Here is a 16,272-nt window from a genome sequence, read left to right as displayed (position 1 = left end):
TTGCGGAGCACGGCAGAGCCACCGACCGGTCAGGCCAGCGCGAGAAGCGCGGCAGCCACGAGGGCGACCGCCAGACCCACCCACTGCACCGGCGCGATCCGCTCCCGCAGCACGAGGGCGGCGAGCACGATGGTGCCGGCCGGGGCGAGCGCATTCAGCACTGAGACGATCGAGAGCTCTCCCGCGCGCAGTGCGAGCAGAAAAAGGAACGCTGCCGCGGCATCCGTCAGCCCACAGAGCACCGAGAAGATCACGGTCGCCCGGGTGATCGGCGGGCGTGGCGCACCGCCCCGGGCCAGCCGCTGGCCCAGCAGGATCACAGACATGACGACGCCGGTGACGACGAAGGTGACGAGGAGCGGCGCCGGCCCGCTGTCGGGCGGCGTCAGGTCGATGAAGACGAGGTACCCTCCGATCGCGACTCCGGCCCCCACCGCCATGACGATCCCGCGTGGGCTCGGGCGAACGGCGCGTTCGCCCGGAACGAGGCAGATCAGGATGATCGCGACCAGCCCGACGACGAGGCCGAGGTAACCCAGCCCACTCAACCGCTCGCCGCGCGCGAAACCCACAGCGATCGGGATCACCGCGGCCACCAGGGCCAGAATCGGGGAGAGGATGCTCATCGGTCCGATGGCGAGACAGGCATAGAGCAGCACGAGCGCGACCGCCCCGCAGGCGCCGGCGAGCCCGCCCCACAGCAACACGGAGCTGCCCCACCGGCTGGGGAGCACCAGGGCGGCGACCATCACTATCGCCAGGCCGGAGATCGAGTTGATCAGCGTCACCCTCACGGCGCTCGTGCCGCGGGCGGCGATGCCTCCGAAGAAGTCACTCGCCCCGTAGATGATGGAGCCCGCGAGGGCGAGAACGACGCTCAGCACCGCACGCTCCTAGGCCACCGCGAGCAGGGCAGCGGCCGTGAGTGCCAGAACGAGACCCACTACCTGCACCGGGGCGATCCGTTCGCGCAACACGATGGCGGCGAGAATGATCGTGCCCGCGGGATAGAGCGCGGTGAGCACGGACTGGATGGTGAGTTCGCCGAGCCGAAGTCCCACGAGCAGTAGGGCGTTCGCGGTGGCATCGATCACCCCGGCAATGATGGCCAGCGGCAGGCCGGGCCTCCACCGGGCGGCACCGGCAGGCGCCGTTCCTCGGCGGCGCGCCCACAGTGCGCCGAGCGCGATGGCGCTGAACATCACGGTGGCATTGACGGCCCGGCTCACCACGAGGGGCACGAGCCCCGAATCATCCGGGGTCTGGTCGATCAGGATCAGGAAGACGCCGATCAGCGCGCCGGATCCGACCGCCATCGCGAGCGCCTTCAGCGACGGGCGTACCGCGCCGCGCTCGGGCACGAAACCCACGAGCACGACGGCGACCAGCGCGACGGGGATGGCGATGTAACCGAGGGTGGTCAGCCGCTCGCCCCGAATGACCCCTGCCAGCACCGGCACCACCGCCGAGATCACGGCGGTGAGTGGCGAGAGGATGCTCATGGGTCCGATCGCGAGGCAGGCATAGAGCAGCACGACGGCAAGGGCGCCCGTGATGCCGGTGATGCCACCGAGCAGCACCGCCTTCGTCGACCACACGCTCGGGAACAGCGGAAGCGCGAGCAGCAGAAGCACGAGTCCCGAAAGTCCGCCGATCGCGGTCACGCGCACCGCGCTGATGCGCTTCGCTGCCATGCCCCCGGCGAAGTCCGCGGATCCGAAAATGAGCGCTGCCGTGACGCCGACGAACACAGCGAGCACGGGAGACCTTTTCTGGAGGGAGAACTCAACGGTAGTGCTAACCACCGATGACCATTCGGTAAAGGTCCTTCCATCGACGGCGTTCGAACGGATAGGGTGCACATCACCCCCCGATCGGGGGTGGACCTCATCGTCTGCACGCGCCGTGCATCCAAGGAGACACACGAAGCCATGGCACCCTTCCGTTCCCGCCGATTCACCATCCCGGCTATCGCGCTCGCTGTCGCGCTCGGTATCCCGACGCTCGCGGCATCCGCTGCCACCGCTGCGGATGCACCGGTCGCCATCGACATCCTCAGCTTCAACGACTTCCACGGCCGTCTCGAAGCGTCGTCCCCGTCGGCGGGCGCTGCGGTGCTTGGTGGCCTGGTGAAGTCGTTCCGTGCGGCCAATCCCAACACGCTCGTCGTCTCCGGCGGTGACTCCATCGGGGCCTCCACCTTCACCAGCTTCATCCAGAAAGACCAACCGACCATCGACGCGCTGAACGCGGTCGGCGTCGACGCGAGCGCGATCGGCAACCACGAACTCGACCAGGGGCAGGCAGACCTCGAGGGCCGGGTGATCCCGGCCACGAACTATCCGCTGCTCAGCGCGAACATCTACAACCGCAGCACCGGCCAGCCGGAGTTCGCCCAGTACGCCCTCAAGCAGGTGGGCGGTGTCACGGTCGGCTTCATCGGAGCGACGACGGATGAGACGCCGTCGCTGGTGAGTCCGGCCGGGGTCGCGAACCTCGAGTTCCGGGACATCCCGACCGAGGTCAACCGTGTCGCCGACCAGCTGAGCGACGGCAATCCCGCCAACGGTGAGGCGGATGTCATCGTATTGACAGTCCACGAGGGGGCGGCGGATGCCACGCTCGCGACTGCCACCGGTGACTCCGCCTTCGGCAAGATCGTGAGCACGGTGGACGCGAACGTCGACGCCATCGTCTCAGGCCACACCCACCAGGCCTACAACTGGCAGCTGCCGGTGCCGGGCACCGACCGCACCCGTCCGGTGCTTCAGGCAGGCAAATACGGCGAAAACTACGGCCACCTTTCTCTCTCTGTGGACCCCACAACGAAAGCCCTGCTCAGCATCACCTCCGAGGTGAAGCCGCTGTTCGGAGCCTTCGCTCCCGACCCTACCGTCGCCGGCATCGTCGCCGCCGCGGTTGCCGCGGCGAAGGACAAGGGCTCGGTGCCCGTCGGCGCGATCACCGCCGACTTCAAGCGGGCGAGCCAGAAGGACGGTGTCACCGAGAACCGCGGTGGCGAGTCCCCGCTCGGCAACTTCGTGGCCGATGTGCAGCTCTGGGCGACGAACGGCAAGGCGCAGGTCGCGCTGATGAATCCGGGCGGTCTCCGCACCGATCTCACCTACAAGGCCAGTGCCAACACTCCGAACGATGTCGACGGTCGCGTCACCTATCAGGAGGCCGCGAGCGTGCAGCCCTTCGCCAACACGCTCGTGACCGAGACGCTCACGGGAGCGCAGCTCAAGCAGGTGCTCGAGGAGCAGTGGCAGCCGGCGACGTCGACCCGTCCGTTCCTCAAGCTCGGCGTATCGAAGTCCCTGGAGTATCGCTATGACCCGACGGCGGCTGCCGGAAGCCACATCACGGGGATCACGGTGAATGGCGTGCCGCTGGCCGCGACCGATTCGATCACCGTGGTCGTGAACTCCTTCCTCGCCTCCGGTGGTGACAACTTCGCGACGCTCGCCAAGGGCACGAACGCCGGCGACACGGGAAAGATCGACCTGCAGAGCATGGTCGACTACTTCGTGGCGAACCCGGTGGCTTCCCCCGACTACGCGCAGCGGGCTGTGGGTGTGACCCTCTCCTCGGCCATCGCACAGCCCGGGGACGTCGTGACCCTCGGTCTCTCGTCGCTGTTGTTCTCCAACGGAGAGCCCAACTCCGGCACCGCCACGGTCAGTGCTGGCGGAGTGGTGCTCGGGCAGTCCGCCATCGACCCCACCGTCGTCGACCTCACTGATGAGGTCGGCCGGGCGTCCGTCGCGGTCACCGTTCCCACGGCCACGCCTGCCGGCACCCTGGTGCTCACGGTCGCGGTGCCGCAGACCGGCACGTCGATCGAGGTTCCGCTCACGATCACGGTGCCGGCCATCACCTCGGTGACACCGCCGAGCATCAGCGGCACCGCGAAGGTGGGGCGCACCCTCACGGCGACCCCCGGCAGTTGGAGCGTGGCATCCCCCACCCTCGCCTTCCAGTGGAATCGGGAGGGAGCGCCCATCGGCGGAGCGACAGCCGCGGCCTACACACTGGTGCCCGCGGATGCCGGCGCAGCGATCACCGTGACGGTCACGGCGAGCGCACCCGGCACGACCCCGGGGGCGGCGACCTCGGCGGCGGCGACGGTCGATCGCCTCGCCTCCACCACGCGGGGGACCGTTGACCGGGTGTTCGTTCGCCACGACTTGCCGGTCGTCTACCGGGTGGCGGTGTCCGGCCGCGGCCTCATGCCGACCGGAGACGTCGTGGTGCGGGACGGTCGCACGGTCATCGCCACCGCAACGCTGACGGCTGCGGACAACGGTCGGGCGACCGTGACGCTGCCGAAGCTCGGCCGCGGCATCCATCTGCTCTCCGCCACCTACGGCGGAGACGCGCAACTGGAGGATTCCGCGTCCTGGCCGTCGCTGGTGTTCGTGTTCTGACGAGGGGAGTCGCCCTCGGTCAGGCGCCGAGGCCCTTCAGCACGTGGAATATGACGTACGCGGGCCAGACGATGGCCTTCAGGAGCCCGAGGATCACCTGGACGAAGGATCCGTCCGATGTGGAAATGAAGTACACAGCGGCGCCGATGTAGGCCAGCAAAAATACGAATCCCCACGGCCCATCGCGCACGATTCCGCGACCTCGACTGTTTGTCGCCATCTGACTCTCCCGACCTCGAATCCACACTCCCAAGACTTCAGGCCATCAACACTAGCCAGACCGTCGGCGTCGCGGGAGAGGACTTAGGGCCCGATGTCCCGCGAAAGGGGGAGTCCGGCTCTGGCCGGACTCCCCGTTTCAGTCGTTAGGCTCGCCGCGTGGAATTCGCCTATCACCGCCTCGCCAGAACTGTCCCCGGCTATCGCTGGTGGAAGCCGCTCGTCACGGGACTGATCGCCCTCGCCATCTTCATCGGCTTCACCATCGTGCTTGTCGTCCTGCTGCTCGCATCGACGCTGGTCTTCCCCGAGGTGCGACCGGTGATCACGAAGCTCATCACCACGGGCGAGATCGACAACAGCCTCCCGGTAGTGCTCGCGTTCTCACTGTCTTCCATCGCGGTGATCCTTCCGTCCGTCTGGCTCGCTCGACTCGTCATGGGGCCGCGCCCGGTCGGCCTGCTGTGGTCGATCGCCGGGCGGCTGCGCTGGCGATGGATGGCACGGCTCATCCTCCCGGTCGTCATCGCCTACGGCGTCTCGACCCTGTTCTCGGTGGTTCTGCTTCCCCTTGTGACCGGTGAGGGCATCCCGCCCGCCGCCGTATCCTCGAGCACCTGGGTCGTGGTGCTCGTCGCGGTGGTGCTGGTGCCGCTGCAGGCCACCGCGGAAGAGGTCTTCTTTCGCGGCTACCTCGCGCAGACGATCGGCGGATGGCTGAAGCATCCGCTGTTCGCGATCCTGCTGCCCGTGCCGCTGTTCACCATCGGCCACCAGTACGACGTGTGGGGGCTGATCGACGTCTCGGTGTTCGCTGTCGTGGCCGGATGGCTGGTGTGGAGAACCGGGGGGCTCGAGGCATCCATCGTGGCCCATGTCGTCAACAACACGGTGATCTTCGTGATCGGGGCCTTCGGCCTCGTCGACGTGAACTCCAAGACCCGCAGCGGCCTCGAGGTCGTGATCTCGGCGCTCACCCTCGCCCTCTACGCGTGGCTCGTGCTGCGCGCGGCCAAGCGGTTCGGGCTCGCCCGAGTGCGCTCCGTCACTCTCCCTCCACCGCCCGACCCTGCGACCCTCGTGCACAGCGACGGTGACCCGACGGGCGCTGTCACCCCCCGCGGCTAGACTCGCCCGGTGGGCCGGAGAGCCCCGGGATGAGGGCTGTGCGGTGAGCTGGAGTGCGGACGTCCCGTGGGATCCCGACGACCTCGAGCCGCCCGACGAGTTCGACTACGAGCCCCCATCGGTCGAAGATCGCGAGCGTGAATTCATCGCCCGCGAGCCGGCCCGACCATCGTCCTCCAAGTACTCCAGCGCGAGCGACGCGCTGCACACGGTGTTCGGTTACGACAGCTTCCGCGGCGACCAGGCCGAGATCATCCAGCAGGTTGTGGATGGCGGAGACGCCCTGGTGCTCATGCCCACCGGCGGGGGCAAGTCGCTCTGCTACCAGATCCCCGCCCTCGTGCGGGAGGGCACCGGCGTGGTCATCTCTCCGCTCATCGCCCTCATGCAGGACCAGGTGGATGCCCTGTCCGCGGTCGGCGTGCGCGCAGCGTTCCTCAACTCGACCCAGGACCAGGCTCAACGGATGGGAGTGGAGCACGCGCTGCTCAACGGCGAGCTCGACCTGCTCTACCTCGCGCCGGAGCGCCTGCGCGTATCGGCGACTGCCGATCTGCTCGACCGGGCATCCATCTCCCTCTTCGCCATCGACGAGGCGCACTGTGTCTCGCAGTGGGGCCACGACTTCCGCCCCGACTACCTTCAGCTCTCGATGCTGCACGAGCGATGGCCGAGTGTGCCGCGCATCGCGCTCACCGCGACCGCGACCGAGCAGACCCACCTCGAGATCCAGAAGCGGCTGCAACTGAGCGATGCGCGCCACTTCGTCGCGAGCTTCGACCGTCCGAATATCCAGTATCGTATCGCAGCGAAGAATGCCCCGCAGCAGCAGTTGCTCGAACTGCTGCGCAGCGAACACCCCGGCGATGCCGGCATCGTCTATTGCCTCTCCCGCGCCTCCGTGGAGAAGACCGCGGACTTCCTGGTGCAGAACGGCATCGCGGCCCTGCCGTACCACGCGGGTCTTGATTCTCGGCTGAGGGCCGCCAACCAGTCCCGGTTCCTGCGTGAAGACGGCATCGTCATGGTCGCCACCATCGCTTTCGGCATGGGCATCGACAAGCCCGATGTGCGTTTCGTCGCCCACCTCGACCTGCCGAAGTCGGTCGAGGGCTACTACCAGGAGACCGGTCGCGCCGGTCGCGATGGACTTCCCTCCACCGCCTGGCTCGCGTACGGACTGCAGGATGTGATGCAGCAGCGCCGCATGATCGACGGCTCAGAGGGCGACGCCGAGCACCGCCGCCGCCTCGGTCTGCACCTCGATGCGATGCTCGCGCTGTGCGAGACCGTGCAGTGTCGGCGCGTGCAGTTGCTCGGGTACTTCGGCGAGACCTCCACCGCCTGCGGCAACTGCGATACCTGCCTTTCTCCCCCCGAGTCGTGGGATGGCACCGTGCCGGCGCAGAAGTTGCTCTCCACGATCGTGAGACTGCAGCGGGAGCGCAACCAGAAGTTCGGTGCGGGGCAGATCGTCGACATCCTTCTCGGCCGCAGCACTGCTCGCATCACCCAGAACGATCACGCCTCGTTGTCGACCTTCGGAATCGGCACAGAGCTCTCGGACCAGGAGTGGAGGGGCGTCGTGCGCCAGTTGCTCGCCCAGGGCCTCCTCGCCGTGCAGGGGGAGTACGGCACCCTCGTCGTGACGGAAGCCAGTGCGTCGGTGCTCGGTGGTGCACGTCCGGTGATGCTGCGCCGGGAACCGGAGCGTGCGGCTCGTCCGGCCAAATCCCGTCGCGGCCCGGTTGTCGAGCTGCCGGCCGAAGCCGCCCCGCTGTTCGAGCGCCTCCGAGCATGGAGGGCCGCCGAGTCGAAGGAGCAGGGGGTTCCGGCCTACGTCATCTTCCACGATGCGACTCTGCGCGAGATCGCCACGGGCACCCCGACCACCCTCGCCGAGCTCGGCACGATGAGTGGGGTCGGAGAGAACAAACTCGCGAAGTACGGCGAGGCGATCCTCGAGGTGCTCGCGGACTGAGCGATGTGCCCGGCATCACAGCCGGGCCACATCGTCCGCCGGGCTGAGCAGTCCCCAGGGCGAGCTCCCGCGGGGCCGATTCTGCTGGGGTGCTGCACCGGCCGCGGGCCGCCCCGCCCCAGGCCGAGCAGTGCGAGCCCGGATGACGCGCGGCCGAACGCGAACGCCCGGTTTCCCCGTCTCCCGCCGCCTGCTCGTCCGGTCGCCTTCTCGCCTGCTCGTCCGCTCGCCCGGACGTCCGGTTTCTCGCTCGGCCGGACGCCCGCTCGATCGCTCGCCCGCTCGCGCTGTAGCGGGTTCTCCTGTTCTCCCGGTCGCCTGCTTTCCCGCTGTCTCTGTCGGCCGCCCAGGGCCGACAGCCACGAGTTGCACCCTTTTGCGGCTTCCCGAACGCTGCATCCCGCAAATTGATGTAACTCGCGGGTTACGGAGCTCGCGGGTTACGGAGCTCGCGGTTGGCCGCGAGCCCAGCCCGCCGGGTCGCGGACTCCGCCGAGCCGCATGCGGAGCCCCGGCGTCGCTACCGCGACTGCCGGTTCTTATAGGGTCGGGGTTCGCCCTTCACGATGGGCGCGCGGCCGGTGCCCTTCGAGGCCTTCGCCTTGCCTCCGGGCGGGGCCGGGGGAGCGGGCGGGCGTTCGTCGAATTCCGCGAGTTCGATCCGGGCATGGTCGAGCAATGCCACGCCGGCGCCCGTGAGGGTCGTTGACTCCTGGCGACGATCGAAGAGGTCGGAACCCACCTGGGCCTCGAGGGCACGGATCGACGAGTCGAGTTTCGCCCGGGAGATGCCCAGCGAATCGGCGGCGCGCACAAAGTGCAACTCCTCGGCGACGGCGACGAAATGCCTCAGGTGGGTGATCTTCACGCAATGCTCCTCGGTTTCCGCCCAGCATGACGGATGCCTTCAGGGTACGCGGCCCGGTCACCCGCCGCCCCGTAGGCTCGAACCATGCGCAGCTTCTACCCCGAGATCGAACCGTACGAATCCGGGTTGCTGGATGTGGGAGACGGCCAGAGCATCTACTGGGAGACCTCGGGAAACCCCGACGGCAAGCCCGCGGTCTTCCTGCACGGGGGTCCGGGCGGCGAGACGCAGCCCCATCACCGTCGGCTGTTCGATCCGAACAAATACCGAATCGTGCTGCTCGACCAACGCGGCTCCGGGCGCAGCCTTCCGCACGCCAGCGACGCCGGAGCCGACCTCAGCACTAACACGACCTGGCACCTCGTCGACGACCTCGAACTGCTGCGCCAGTACCTCCGCATCGATCGCTGGCTGGTGTTCGGTGGATCCTGGGGCAGCACGCTCGCTCTCGCCTATTCCCAGACGCATCCCGGCCGAGTGTCGGAGCTGGTGTTGAGAGGCATCTTCACCCTCCGCAAGTCGGAGCTCGACTGGTTCTACGAGGGTGGAGCCGAGGCCGTGTTCCCGGATGCCTGGGAGGGATTCCTCGCGCCCGTGCCGCTCGATGAGCGCGACAACCTGATCCGCTCCTATCACCGGCTCCTCGCCGATCCCGACCCCGCCATCCACGGTCCCGCCGCGGTCGCCTGGTCAGTCTGGGAAGCCTCCACCATCACCCTGCTGCCCCGACCCGACATCGTCTCGACCTTCGCGGACCCGCGCTACGCGCTCGCTTTCGCGCGAATCGAGAACCACTACTTCATCAACCGCGGGTTCTTCGACGATGGTCAGCTCATCCAAGATGCCGGTGTGCTCGCCGACATCCCCGGAGTGATCATCCAGGGCCGCTACGACATCTGCACTCCCGCCGTGACTGCGTGGGACCTGCACCGCGCGTGGCCGGAGGCGGAGTTCGTGATGGTCCCGGATGCCGGCCACGCCTTCGACGAACCCGGCATCCTCTCGGCGCTCATCGAGGCCACCGACCGCTTCGCGGAGGGCTGGCCCGACGCCTGACCACAGCCCGGCACGGCTGCAGTTTCGTCGGCAACACCACCGCGGGCTAGGCCGTCGACTGGGGCGAGGTGCTCCTCGCAGCCTCGAGTTCCTCTTCGCGATTGCGGGAGACCCCGCTGAGCCGCAAGGTCGCGAGGAACCCGAGCACCAGGAATCCGGCGGCCGAGAAGGCGGAGAACCGGGTGGCGTCGCTGAAGGCGACGCGGGCGTCTTCTGCGATCGAAGCGCTCTGCTTCTCGAGGCCGGGGATCGCGGCCCCGGCGCTGTCGACCACGGCGTTGACGATCTGCGTGCGCTGGGCATCCGGCAGCTCTGACAGCCGCGAGTCGAGGGCGGTTCCCGCCGAGGTGAAGAGGATCGTGCCGAGGATGGCGATTCCGAGGGCTGATCCGATCTGGCGTGCTGTGCTCGAGGTGCCGGATCCCTGCCCGCTCGCTTCGATCGGCACATCTTTGAGCACGACGCCGGTCAGCTGCGCGGTGGCGAGACCGACTCCGAAGCCGTAGACGAAGAGGAACGGCACGATCACGAGCCAGGTCGCATTCGCCGAGATCACGAATCCGAGGCCGGTGACGCCGATGATCTCGGCGAGCAGGCCCACACGCACGATGGTGACCGGGGAGACCCGATTGCCGAAGGCGCCCGCGAAGCCGCTCGCGACGAAGGAGCCGATGGCGAGGGCGAGCAACACGAAGCCGGTCTGGAGGGCGTCATAGCCCAACACGTTCTGGAGCCACAGGGGCAGCGACAGGATGATGCCGAACTCGCCGAGGGACACGATGAGTGCGGCGATGTTGCCGTTGCGGAAGGAGGGAATGGAGAAGAGGCTGAAGGCGAGCAGCGTCGTCTTGCCCACCCGCTGGCGATGGAGGCCCCAAAGCACGAAGGCGGCGCCGGCGAGGATCGTCACGGCGAAGGTGAGCGGGATGATCGAGAGATCGAAGGGCCAGGTCCAGTTGCCGATGGTGAGCGGCTTGTTCACCAGCCACCAGCCGTAGGTGCGGCCCTCGATCAGCCCGAAGACCAGCGTCGCGCTGGTCACGATGGAGAGGATCGCGCCGACGACGTCGATGCGTCGAACGTCGGTGGCCTTCGACTCGATCACGAAGAGCAGCGTTCCCACGATGATCAGGATGCCGAACGGGATGTTGATGCCGAACGCCCAGCGCCAGGAGAAGTAGGTGGTGAGCCAGCCGCCGAGCAGCGGGCCGACGGCGACCATTCCTCCGATCGTCGAGCCCCAGACGGCGAAGGCGATCCCGCGCTCTCGGCCACGGAAGGTGGCATTGATGATCGAGAGGGTGGTCGGAAGCACCATCGCCCCGCCGATGCCCTGGATCACCCGTGAGCCGATGAGCAGGTCACCGGTCTGCGAGAATGCCGCGAGGATCGAGGCGAGCGCGAAGATCGTCACACCGATGATGAGCATCTTGCGTCGGCCGTAGCGGTCGGCAAGCGTTCCGAACACGAGCAACAGGGCGGCGAACACGAGCGTGTAGCTCTCCTGCACCCACTGCACCTGTGTCGAGGTGATGCCGAGATCCTTGATGATCGACGGGATCGCCACGTTCACGATCGTGGAGTCGACGATGATCAGTGCGACGGCGATGCTGATGAAGACGAGCCCGACCCACCGGCGGCGGGACGAGCCCTGCGCGACCTCGCTCATGCGGACACCACCGTCGGGATCCCGGCACTTCGGGAGTTCCGGATGCGCAGGGCCACTGTGACGAGCACGACGACGACCACGGCGACGATGGCGGCGATGCCTGCCGGAGCGGAGAGCAGGTCTCCGGTAAGCCGGGCGACCGCCACCCAGGCGAGCCCCCACGACAGCGAGACGGCCGGCGCGAGCCGTCCCTTTCCGCGGATGGCGACGAGCACCCCGACGAGACCGGCGACCGCCACGATCACCACGGCCCAGGCATCCGCACCCACTCCGAAGCCGCGGAATCCGGAGGCGACGAGGAGAGCCGTGATGTTGGCGGCCGTCGCGACGCACACCCAGCCCAGATAGAGACCGACCGTGCCGTCGGCGACGATCGTCTCGACCAGGTTCTTCGGCCGTGAGGCGAGCGTGATGCGAAAGGCCCAGACCAGCACCACGAGCAGCCCGGCGATGATCGGCACGCTCGCGGCGAGGAATCCGAACTGGATGCTGAGGATCCAGGCCGCATTGAGGATCAGGGATATCGCGATCGGGTAGCCCAGGCGGCGTTGCCGCTGGTCCGCGCGCTGGTGCGGCAGCGACTGCCAGACCGCGTAGGCGAGGAGCCCCGCATAGATCGGGGTCCAGATGGCGAATGCCGGGCCCCCGGGGGCGATGGGGGTGGCATCCGCGGCAAGAGCGCCGCCCGCGGCATCCTGGATCGGAGTGCCGCCCGCCGCCCCCGATCCGATGAAGGCGCCGACCACGGCGACTATGGCACTGACCAGTACGACCGCCTGTCGCACGGTGTCTCGCGTCTCGTTCACGGTGTCTCCCGAATCATCAGCTAGCTTAGTAATTCACGATAGCGTTAAATGATGGCGAAGGAAGTGGCGACGCGATGACCGATCCGGTCGGAATGCAGGGCTGGCCGACCGGCCGACTGCTGTCGACGGCGGCGCGGCTCGTCGAGCACGCCTGGGTCGTGGCACTCGAACAGCTCGGACTCACCCACGCCGGACTCATCGTGCTGCATGTCCTCGGCTCCGGTCCACGCAGTCAGACCGAGCTGGCCAAATCGGCCCGGGTCGAGGTGCAGACGATGTCCCGCACCCTCGAACGGCTCGAGCGGGAGGGCTACATCGCGCGCGAGAAGCATCCGGATGATGGGCGACGCCATGTCGTCACGCGCACCCCGGCGGGTGAGGCAGCCTGGGGGTCGGCGAGGACCCTCGAGGCCGACCTGTTCCCGAGCATCGCGGACAACGCCGGCATGCGCGCGGCGCTGCTGGAGATCATCCAGGCGACAGCGGCGGACCGCTGGGACGTCGAGTAGCTCTCCTCACCACGGGGCGGAACGGATCAGGCTCCGGGCTGGGCGGCTTCCTGCTCCGCGATCTTGCGGTGCACCTCGTCCATGTCGAGGCCCTTCACGGCTTCGATGACCTGGTCGAGGGCGGGTGCGGGCAGTGCTCCGGGCTGCGAGAACACGAGGATCCCGTCACGGAACGCCATCAGGGTGGGGATCGAGGTGATTCCGGCGGCGCTGGCCAGGGCCTGCTCGGCCTCGGTGTCCACCTTTCCGAAGGTGATGTCGGGATTTTTTTCGCTCGCGGCCTCGTAGATCGGCCCGAACATCTTGCAGGGGCCGCACCAGTCGGCCCAGAAGTCCACGAGAGTGATTCCGGAGGAGGACACCGTTTCTTCGAAGGCATCCGTGGTCAAAGTGAGTGTAGGCATGTGAGGGGTAACCACCTAGTAGGTCTTCGCATTCCCGCACCGCTTCCGACTGTGGATTTCTACAACGGATGCCGCGCAGCCGTCGTGCGATTCGTGCGGGCCGCACCACCCCTTTGGCAGTCGACCGCGAGGCTCGTACCGTCGATGCAGGCCGTCGAAGGCCGCCATTCCTGACGAAAAGACGATCCCATGACGAACCTCGCTGACCGCATCACCGCAGAGTCCCGGCCGACCGCCGCTTCCGCAGCCCCGAAGGGCGCCATCGACACCGCCTGGCTCGGCGAGTACCTGCTCGGCACCTGGGCCACTGCTCGCCGCGAGTCCCGCGAGCTGATGAAGGACAGTGCGTTCCATCGCGACGACAGCCTCGCACTCGATGCCCAGCGCACCCGCGTGCTCGGCCAGCTCAAGCTGCTCGTCGACTCCGGATCCGTGCTCAAGGCGTTCCCATCCGGTCTCGGCGGCAACGACGACCACGGCGGCAACATCGCCTCCTTCGAAGAACTCGTCACCGCAGATCCCTCGCTCCAGATCAAGTCCGGCGTGCAGTGGGGCCTCTTCGGGGCGGCGGTCCTCCACCTCGGCACCCAGCGCCACCACGAGAAGTTCCTGCCCGGAATCATGAGCCTCGAGGTGCCCGGTGCCTTCGCCATGACCGAGACCGGCCACGGATCGGATGTCGCCGCCATCGGTACGACGGCCACCTACGACGAGGCCACCCAGGAGTTCGTGCTCGACACTCCGTTCCGCGCAGCCTGGAAGGACTACCTCGGCAATGCCGCCCTGCACGGCATCGCCGCCGTCGTCTTCGCTCAGCTCGTGACCAGGGGCGTCAACCACGGGGTGCACGCCTTCTATGTGCCGATCCGCGACGAGAACGGATTCCTCGACGGCATCGGCGGTGAGGACGACGGGCTGAAGGGCGGACTCAACGGCATCGACAATGGTCGCCTGCACTTCCACGGCGTACGCGTGCCGCGCGAGAACCTGCTCAACCGCTACGGCGACGTCGCCGTAGACGGCAGCTACAGCTCGGACATCCAGAGCCCGGGCCGGCGTTTCTTCACCATGATCGGCACCCTGGTGCAGGGCCGCGTCTCGCTCGACGGGGCTTCCGTCGTCGCCTCGAAGCTCGCCCTCTTCATCGCCATCACCTACGGATCGCAGCGCCGCCAGTTCACCGCGGCCGACCCAACGAAGGAAGAGGTGATCCTCGACTACCAGCGTCACCAGCGACGCCTGCTGCCGAAGCTCGCCACGACCTACGCCATGTCCTTCGCGCACGAGAAGCTGCTCACCGCGTTCGACGGCGTCTTCTCCGGAGCGCGGGCGTCGGATGCCGACCGCGAAGATCTCGAGACCCTCGCCGCCGCGCTCAAGCCGCTCAGCACGTGGAGCGCGCTGGAGATCCTGCAGGAGGCTCGTGAAGCGTGTGGCGGCGCCGGATTCCTCGCCGAGAACCGTCTCACCCAGTTGCGGGCCGACCTCGACATCTACGTGACCTTCGAGGGCGACAACAATGTGCTGCTCCAGCTCGTGGCCAAGCGGCTGCTCACCGACTACTCGCGCAAGTTCAAGAATGCGGATGCGGGGGCGATGGCGGGTTACGTCGCCGGCCAGGTGGGCGCCGTCGCCGTGAATCGCTCCGGCCTGCGCAAGCTGGCGCAGAACGTAGCCGACTTCGGCTCGACGGCCCGCTCGGTGGGGTTCGTGCGCGACGCCGCATCCCAACGCCAGTTGCTCACCGACCGGGTGGAGACGATGGTCGCTGCGCTCGCCGGACGCCTGCGGGCCGCTCGGAAGGCATCGCCGGTCGAGGCCGCAGCGCTCTTCAACGCCAACCAGAACGAACTCATCGAAGCGGCGGCCGCCCACGCCGAACTGCTGCAATGGGAGGCCTTCACCGAGGCTCTCGACGGAATCACCGACGGGAAGACCGCAGAGGTGCTCACCTGGCTCCGCGATCTCTTCGGTTTCGGTCTGATCGAGAAGAACCTCGCCTGGTACCTCATCAACGGCCGACTCTCCGCCCAGCGTGCGGCGGCCATCACCGACTACATCGATGACCGCCTGCTTCCACGGCTGCGCCCGCATGCGCTCGACCTCGTGAATGCTTTCGGGTTCGAACCAGAGCACGTGCGCTCGGCGATCGCCTCCGGAGCCGAGCGAGACCGGCAGGACGAGGCCGCGGAGTATTTCCGCGCTCGCCGTGATGCGGGCCTCGAGCCGATCGCGGAGAAGTCGCTGAAAAACAAGCGGTAGTCCGGCGGGGGAGTCACCGATAGCGTGCAAGCATGACGTTCAACGACAACGCCGACATCTCCTCCGGCAAGGCGAGCAGACGCGGTCGCACCGGCATGATCGCTGGCGGTGGTGGAGGCGTCGCCCTGATTGTGGTGCTGTACATCGTGTCGCAACTCACCGGGTTCGACGTCAGCGGGCTGGCCGGCGGGGGTGGCGCGCCATCCGGCGGATCGAGCGCCGACAGTCTCGACCAGTGCACGACGGGCGCCCAGGCGAACTCCGACATCGACTGCCGCATGAAGGCTGCCGCGGCGTCGCTCGAGGCGTACTGGTCCGAGGAGTACCCGGCACTCGGCGGCACCTATGCCGCACCCCAACCGATCGCCCTGTTCAGCGGGTCCACGAACACGGGATGCGGCGGTGCGTCAAGCGCGACCGGCCCGTTCTACTGTCCGGCAGACGAGACCCTCTACATCGACACGGCGTTCTTCGCCGAGCTCCGTGACCGATTCGGATCGAGCGGTGGGCCGCTCGCCCAGCTCTACGTCGTCGCGCACGAGTGGGGCCATCACATCCAGAAGCTCGACGGGGTGCTCGACAGGCCGCACAGCGACACGGGGCCGGGATCCACGAGCATCCGCACCGAGTTGCAAGCGGACTGCTTCGCGGGCGCGTGGGTGGGAGCCGCCTCGACGACACCGGATGCGAACGGCGTGCCATTTCTGAAAACGACGACGACGGCCGAGATAGCGGATGCCCTGAGCGCGGCGTCCGCGGTGGGGGACGACCGCATCCAGGCGGCCTCCGGCCAGGTGAACCCGGAATCGTGGACGCACGGGTCGAGCGAGCAGCGCCAGCGCTGGTTCACCACCGGGCGTACCTCCGGCGCCCAGTCCTGCGACACTTTCGCGCCGAGCACCGCTCGGCTGTAGCCGCCACCTGTCAGCCGTCAGCCGCC

At 67.8% G+C, this 16,272-nt stretch carries 14 protein-coding genes; 7 read left to right on the top strand and 7 right to left on the bottom strand.

Features of this window, described 5'->3' with window-relative positions; genetic code table 11:
* Positions 1-29 precede the first annotated feature (29 nt).
* A complete protein-coding gene (locus ABIB54_RS05810; protein WP_354574560.1) occupies positions 30-884 on the bottom strand; it encodes an EamA family transporter in 855 nt (284 codons plus the stop codon).
* Between the two features lie 9 nt (positions 885-893).
* Positions 894-1,760, bottom strand: coding sequence for an EamA family transporter (locus ABIB54_RS05805; protein ID WP_354574559.1), 867 nt, complete (start codon positions 1,758-1,760; stop codon positions 894-896).
* A 171-nt stretch (positions 1,761-1,931) separates the two neighbouring features.
* On the opposite strand from ABIB54_RS05805, the gene ABIB54_RS05800 reads away from it, so the two are divergent.
* Positions 1,932-4,430: a 5'-nucleotidase C-terminal domain-containing protein gene (locus tag ABIB54_RS05800; RefSeq protein WP_354574558.1), complete on the top strand. Its 2,499-nt coding sequence runs from the start codon at positions 1,932-1,934 to the stop codon at positions 4,428-4,430.
* 19 nt (positions 4,431-4,449) lie between these two features.
* Here the strand turns inward: ABIB54_RS05800 and ABIB54_RS05795 are convergent, their stop codons facing one another.
* A complete protein-coding gene (locus tag ABIB54_RS05795) occupies positions 4,450-4,650 on the bottom strand; it encodes a hypothetical protein (RefSeq protein WP_354574557.1) in 201 nt (66 codons plus the stop codon).
* Between the two features lie 158 nt (positions 4,651-4,808).
* Here ABIB54_RS05795 and ABIB54_RS05790 point away from each other — a divergent pair, with 158 nt between their 5' ends.
* Entirely contained in the window at positions 4,809-5,777 is a 969-nt protein-coding gene (locus ABIB54_RS05790; RefSeq protein WP_354574556.1) for a CPBP family intramembrane glutamic endopeptidase, read from the top strand.
* Positions 5,778-5,820: 43 nt separating this feature from the next.
* On the top strand, positions 5,821-7,758 hold the full coding sequence (gene recQ, locus ABIB54_RS05785; protein ID WP_354574555.1) for a DNA helicase RecQ: 1,938 nt from the start codon (positions 5,821-5,823) through the stop codon (positions 7,756-7,758).
* A 520-nt stretch (positions 7,759-8,278) separates the two neighbouring features.
* Here the strand turns inward: recQ and ABIB54_RS05780 are convergent.
* Positions 8,279-8,626, bottom strand: coding sequence for a LysR family transcriptional regulator (locus ABIB54_RS05780; protein WP_354574554.1), 348 nt, complete (start codon positions 8,624-8,626; stop codon positions 8,279-8,281).
* 84 nt (positions 8,627-8,710) lie between these two features.
* Between ABIB54_RS05780 and pip the strand changes: the two genes are divergently transcribed.
* A complete protein-coding gene (gene pip, locus ABIB54_RS05775; RefSeq protein WP_354574553.1) occupies positions 8,711-9,682 on the top strand; it encodes a prolyl aminopeptidase in 972 nt (323 codons plus the stop codon).
* Positions 9,683-9,728: 46 nt separating this feature from the next.
* Here pip and ABIB54_RS05770 read toward each other — a convergent pair whose 3' ends face one another.
* Positions 9,729-11,351 (bottom strand): MFS transporter, encoded by a 1,623-nt coding sequence (locus ABIB54_RS05770; protein WP_354574552.1) that lies wholly within the window; start codon positions 11,349-11,351, stop codon positions 9,729-9,731.
* The gene (locus tag ABIB54_RS05765) at positions 11,348-12,157 is read right to left on the bottom strand and encodes a TspO/MBR family protein (protein WP_354574551.1); all 810 of its coding nucleotides are present in this window, start codon (positions 12,155-12,157) and stop codon (positions 11,348-11,350) included. Before ABIB54_RS05765 ends, ABIB54_RS05770 begins: the two co-directional genes overlap by 4 nt.
* Positions 12,158-12,231: 74 nt before the next feature.
* Here ABIB54_RS05765 and ABIB54_RS05760 point away from each other — a divergent pair, with 74 nt between their 5' ends.
* Positions 12,232-12,666 carry a MarR family winged helix-turn-helix transcriptional regulator gene (locus ABIB54_RS05760; protein ID WP_354574550.1) on the top strand — a complete coding sequence of 145 codons (435 nt, stop codon included), beginning with the start codon at positions 12,232-12,234 and terminating at the stop codon, positions 12,664-12,666.
* A 26-nt stretch (positions 12,667-12,692) separates the two neighbouring features.
* Here the strand turns inward: ABIB54_RS05760 and trxA are convergent, their stop codons facing one another.
* Positions 12,693-13,070 (bottom strand): thioredoxin, encoded by a 378-nt coding sequence (gene trxA, locus ABIB54_RS05755; protein ID WP_354574549.1) that lies wholly within the window; start codon positions 13,068-13,070, stop codon positions 12,693-12,695.
* A gap of 189 nt (positions 13,071-13,259) precedes the next feature.
* Between trxA and ABIB54_RS05750 the strand changes: the two genes are divergently transcribed.
* Both ABIB54_RS05750 and ypfJ read left to right on the top strand, forming a co-directional pair.
* Positions 13,260-15,332: an acyl-CoA dehydrogenase family protein gene (locus ABIB54_RS05750; protein WP_354574548.1), complete on the top strand. Its 2,073-nt coding sequence runs from the start codon at positions 13,260-13,262 to the stop codon at positions 15,330-15,332.
* Between the two features lie 32 nt (positions 15,333-15,364).
* Positions 15,365-16,246 carry a KPN_02809 family neutral zinc metallopeptidase gene (gene ypfJ / locus ABIB54_RS05745; RefSeq protein ID WP_354574547.1) on the top strand — a complete coding sequence of 294 codons (882 nt, stop codon included), beginning with the start codon at positions 15,365-15,367 and terminating at the stop codon, positions 16,244-16,246.
* The last annotated feature ends 26 nt before the right edge of the window (positions 16,247-16,272 follow it).

This window comes from Frigoribacterium sp. UYMn621 (genome assembly GCF_040549525.1).
GTDB lineage: Bacteria > Actinomycetota > Actinomycetes > Actinomycetales > Microbacteriaceae > Lacisediminihabitans.
Note: the sequence above shows the minus strand (reverse complement) of the source record. Positions and strands in the feature narration are given on the sequence as shown.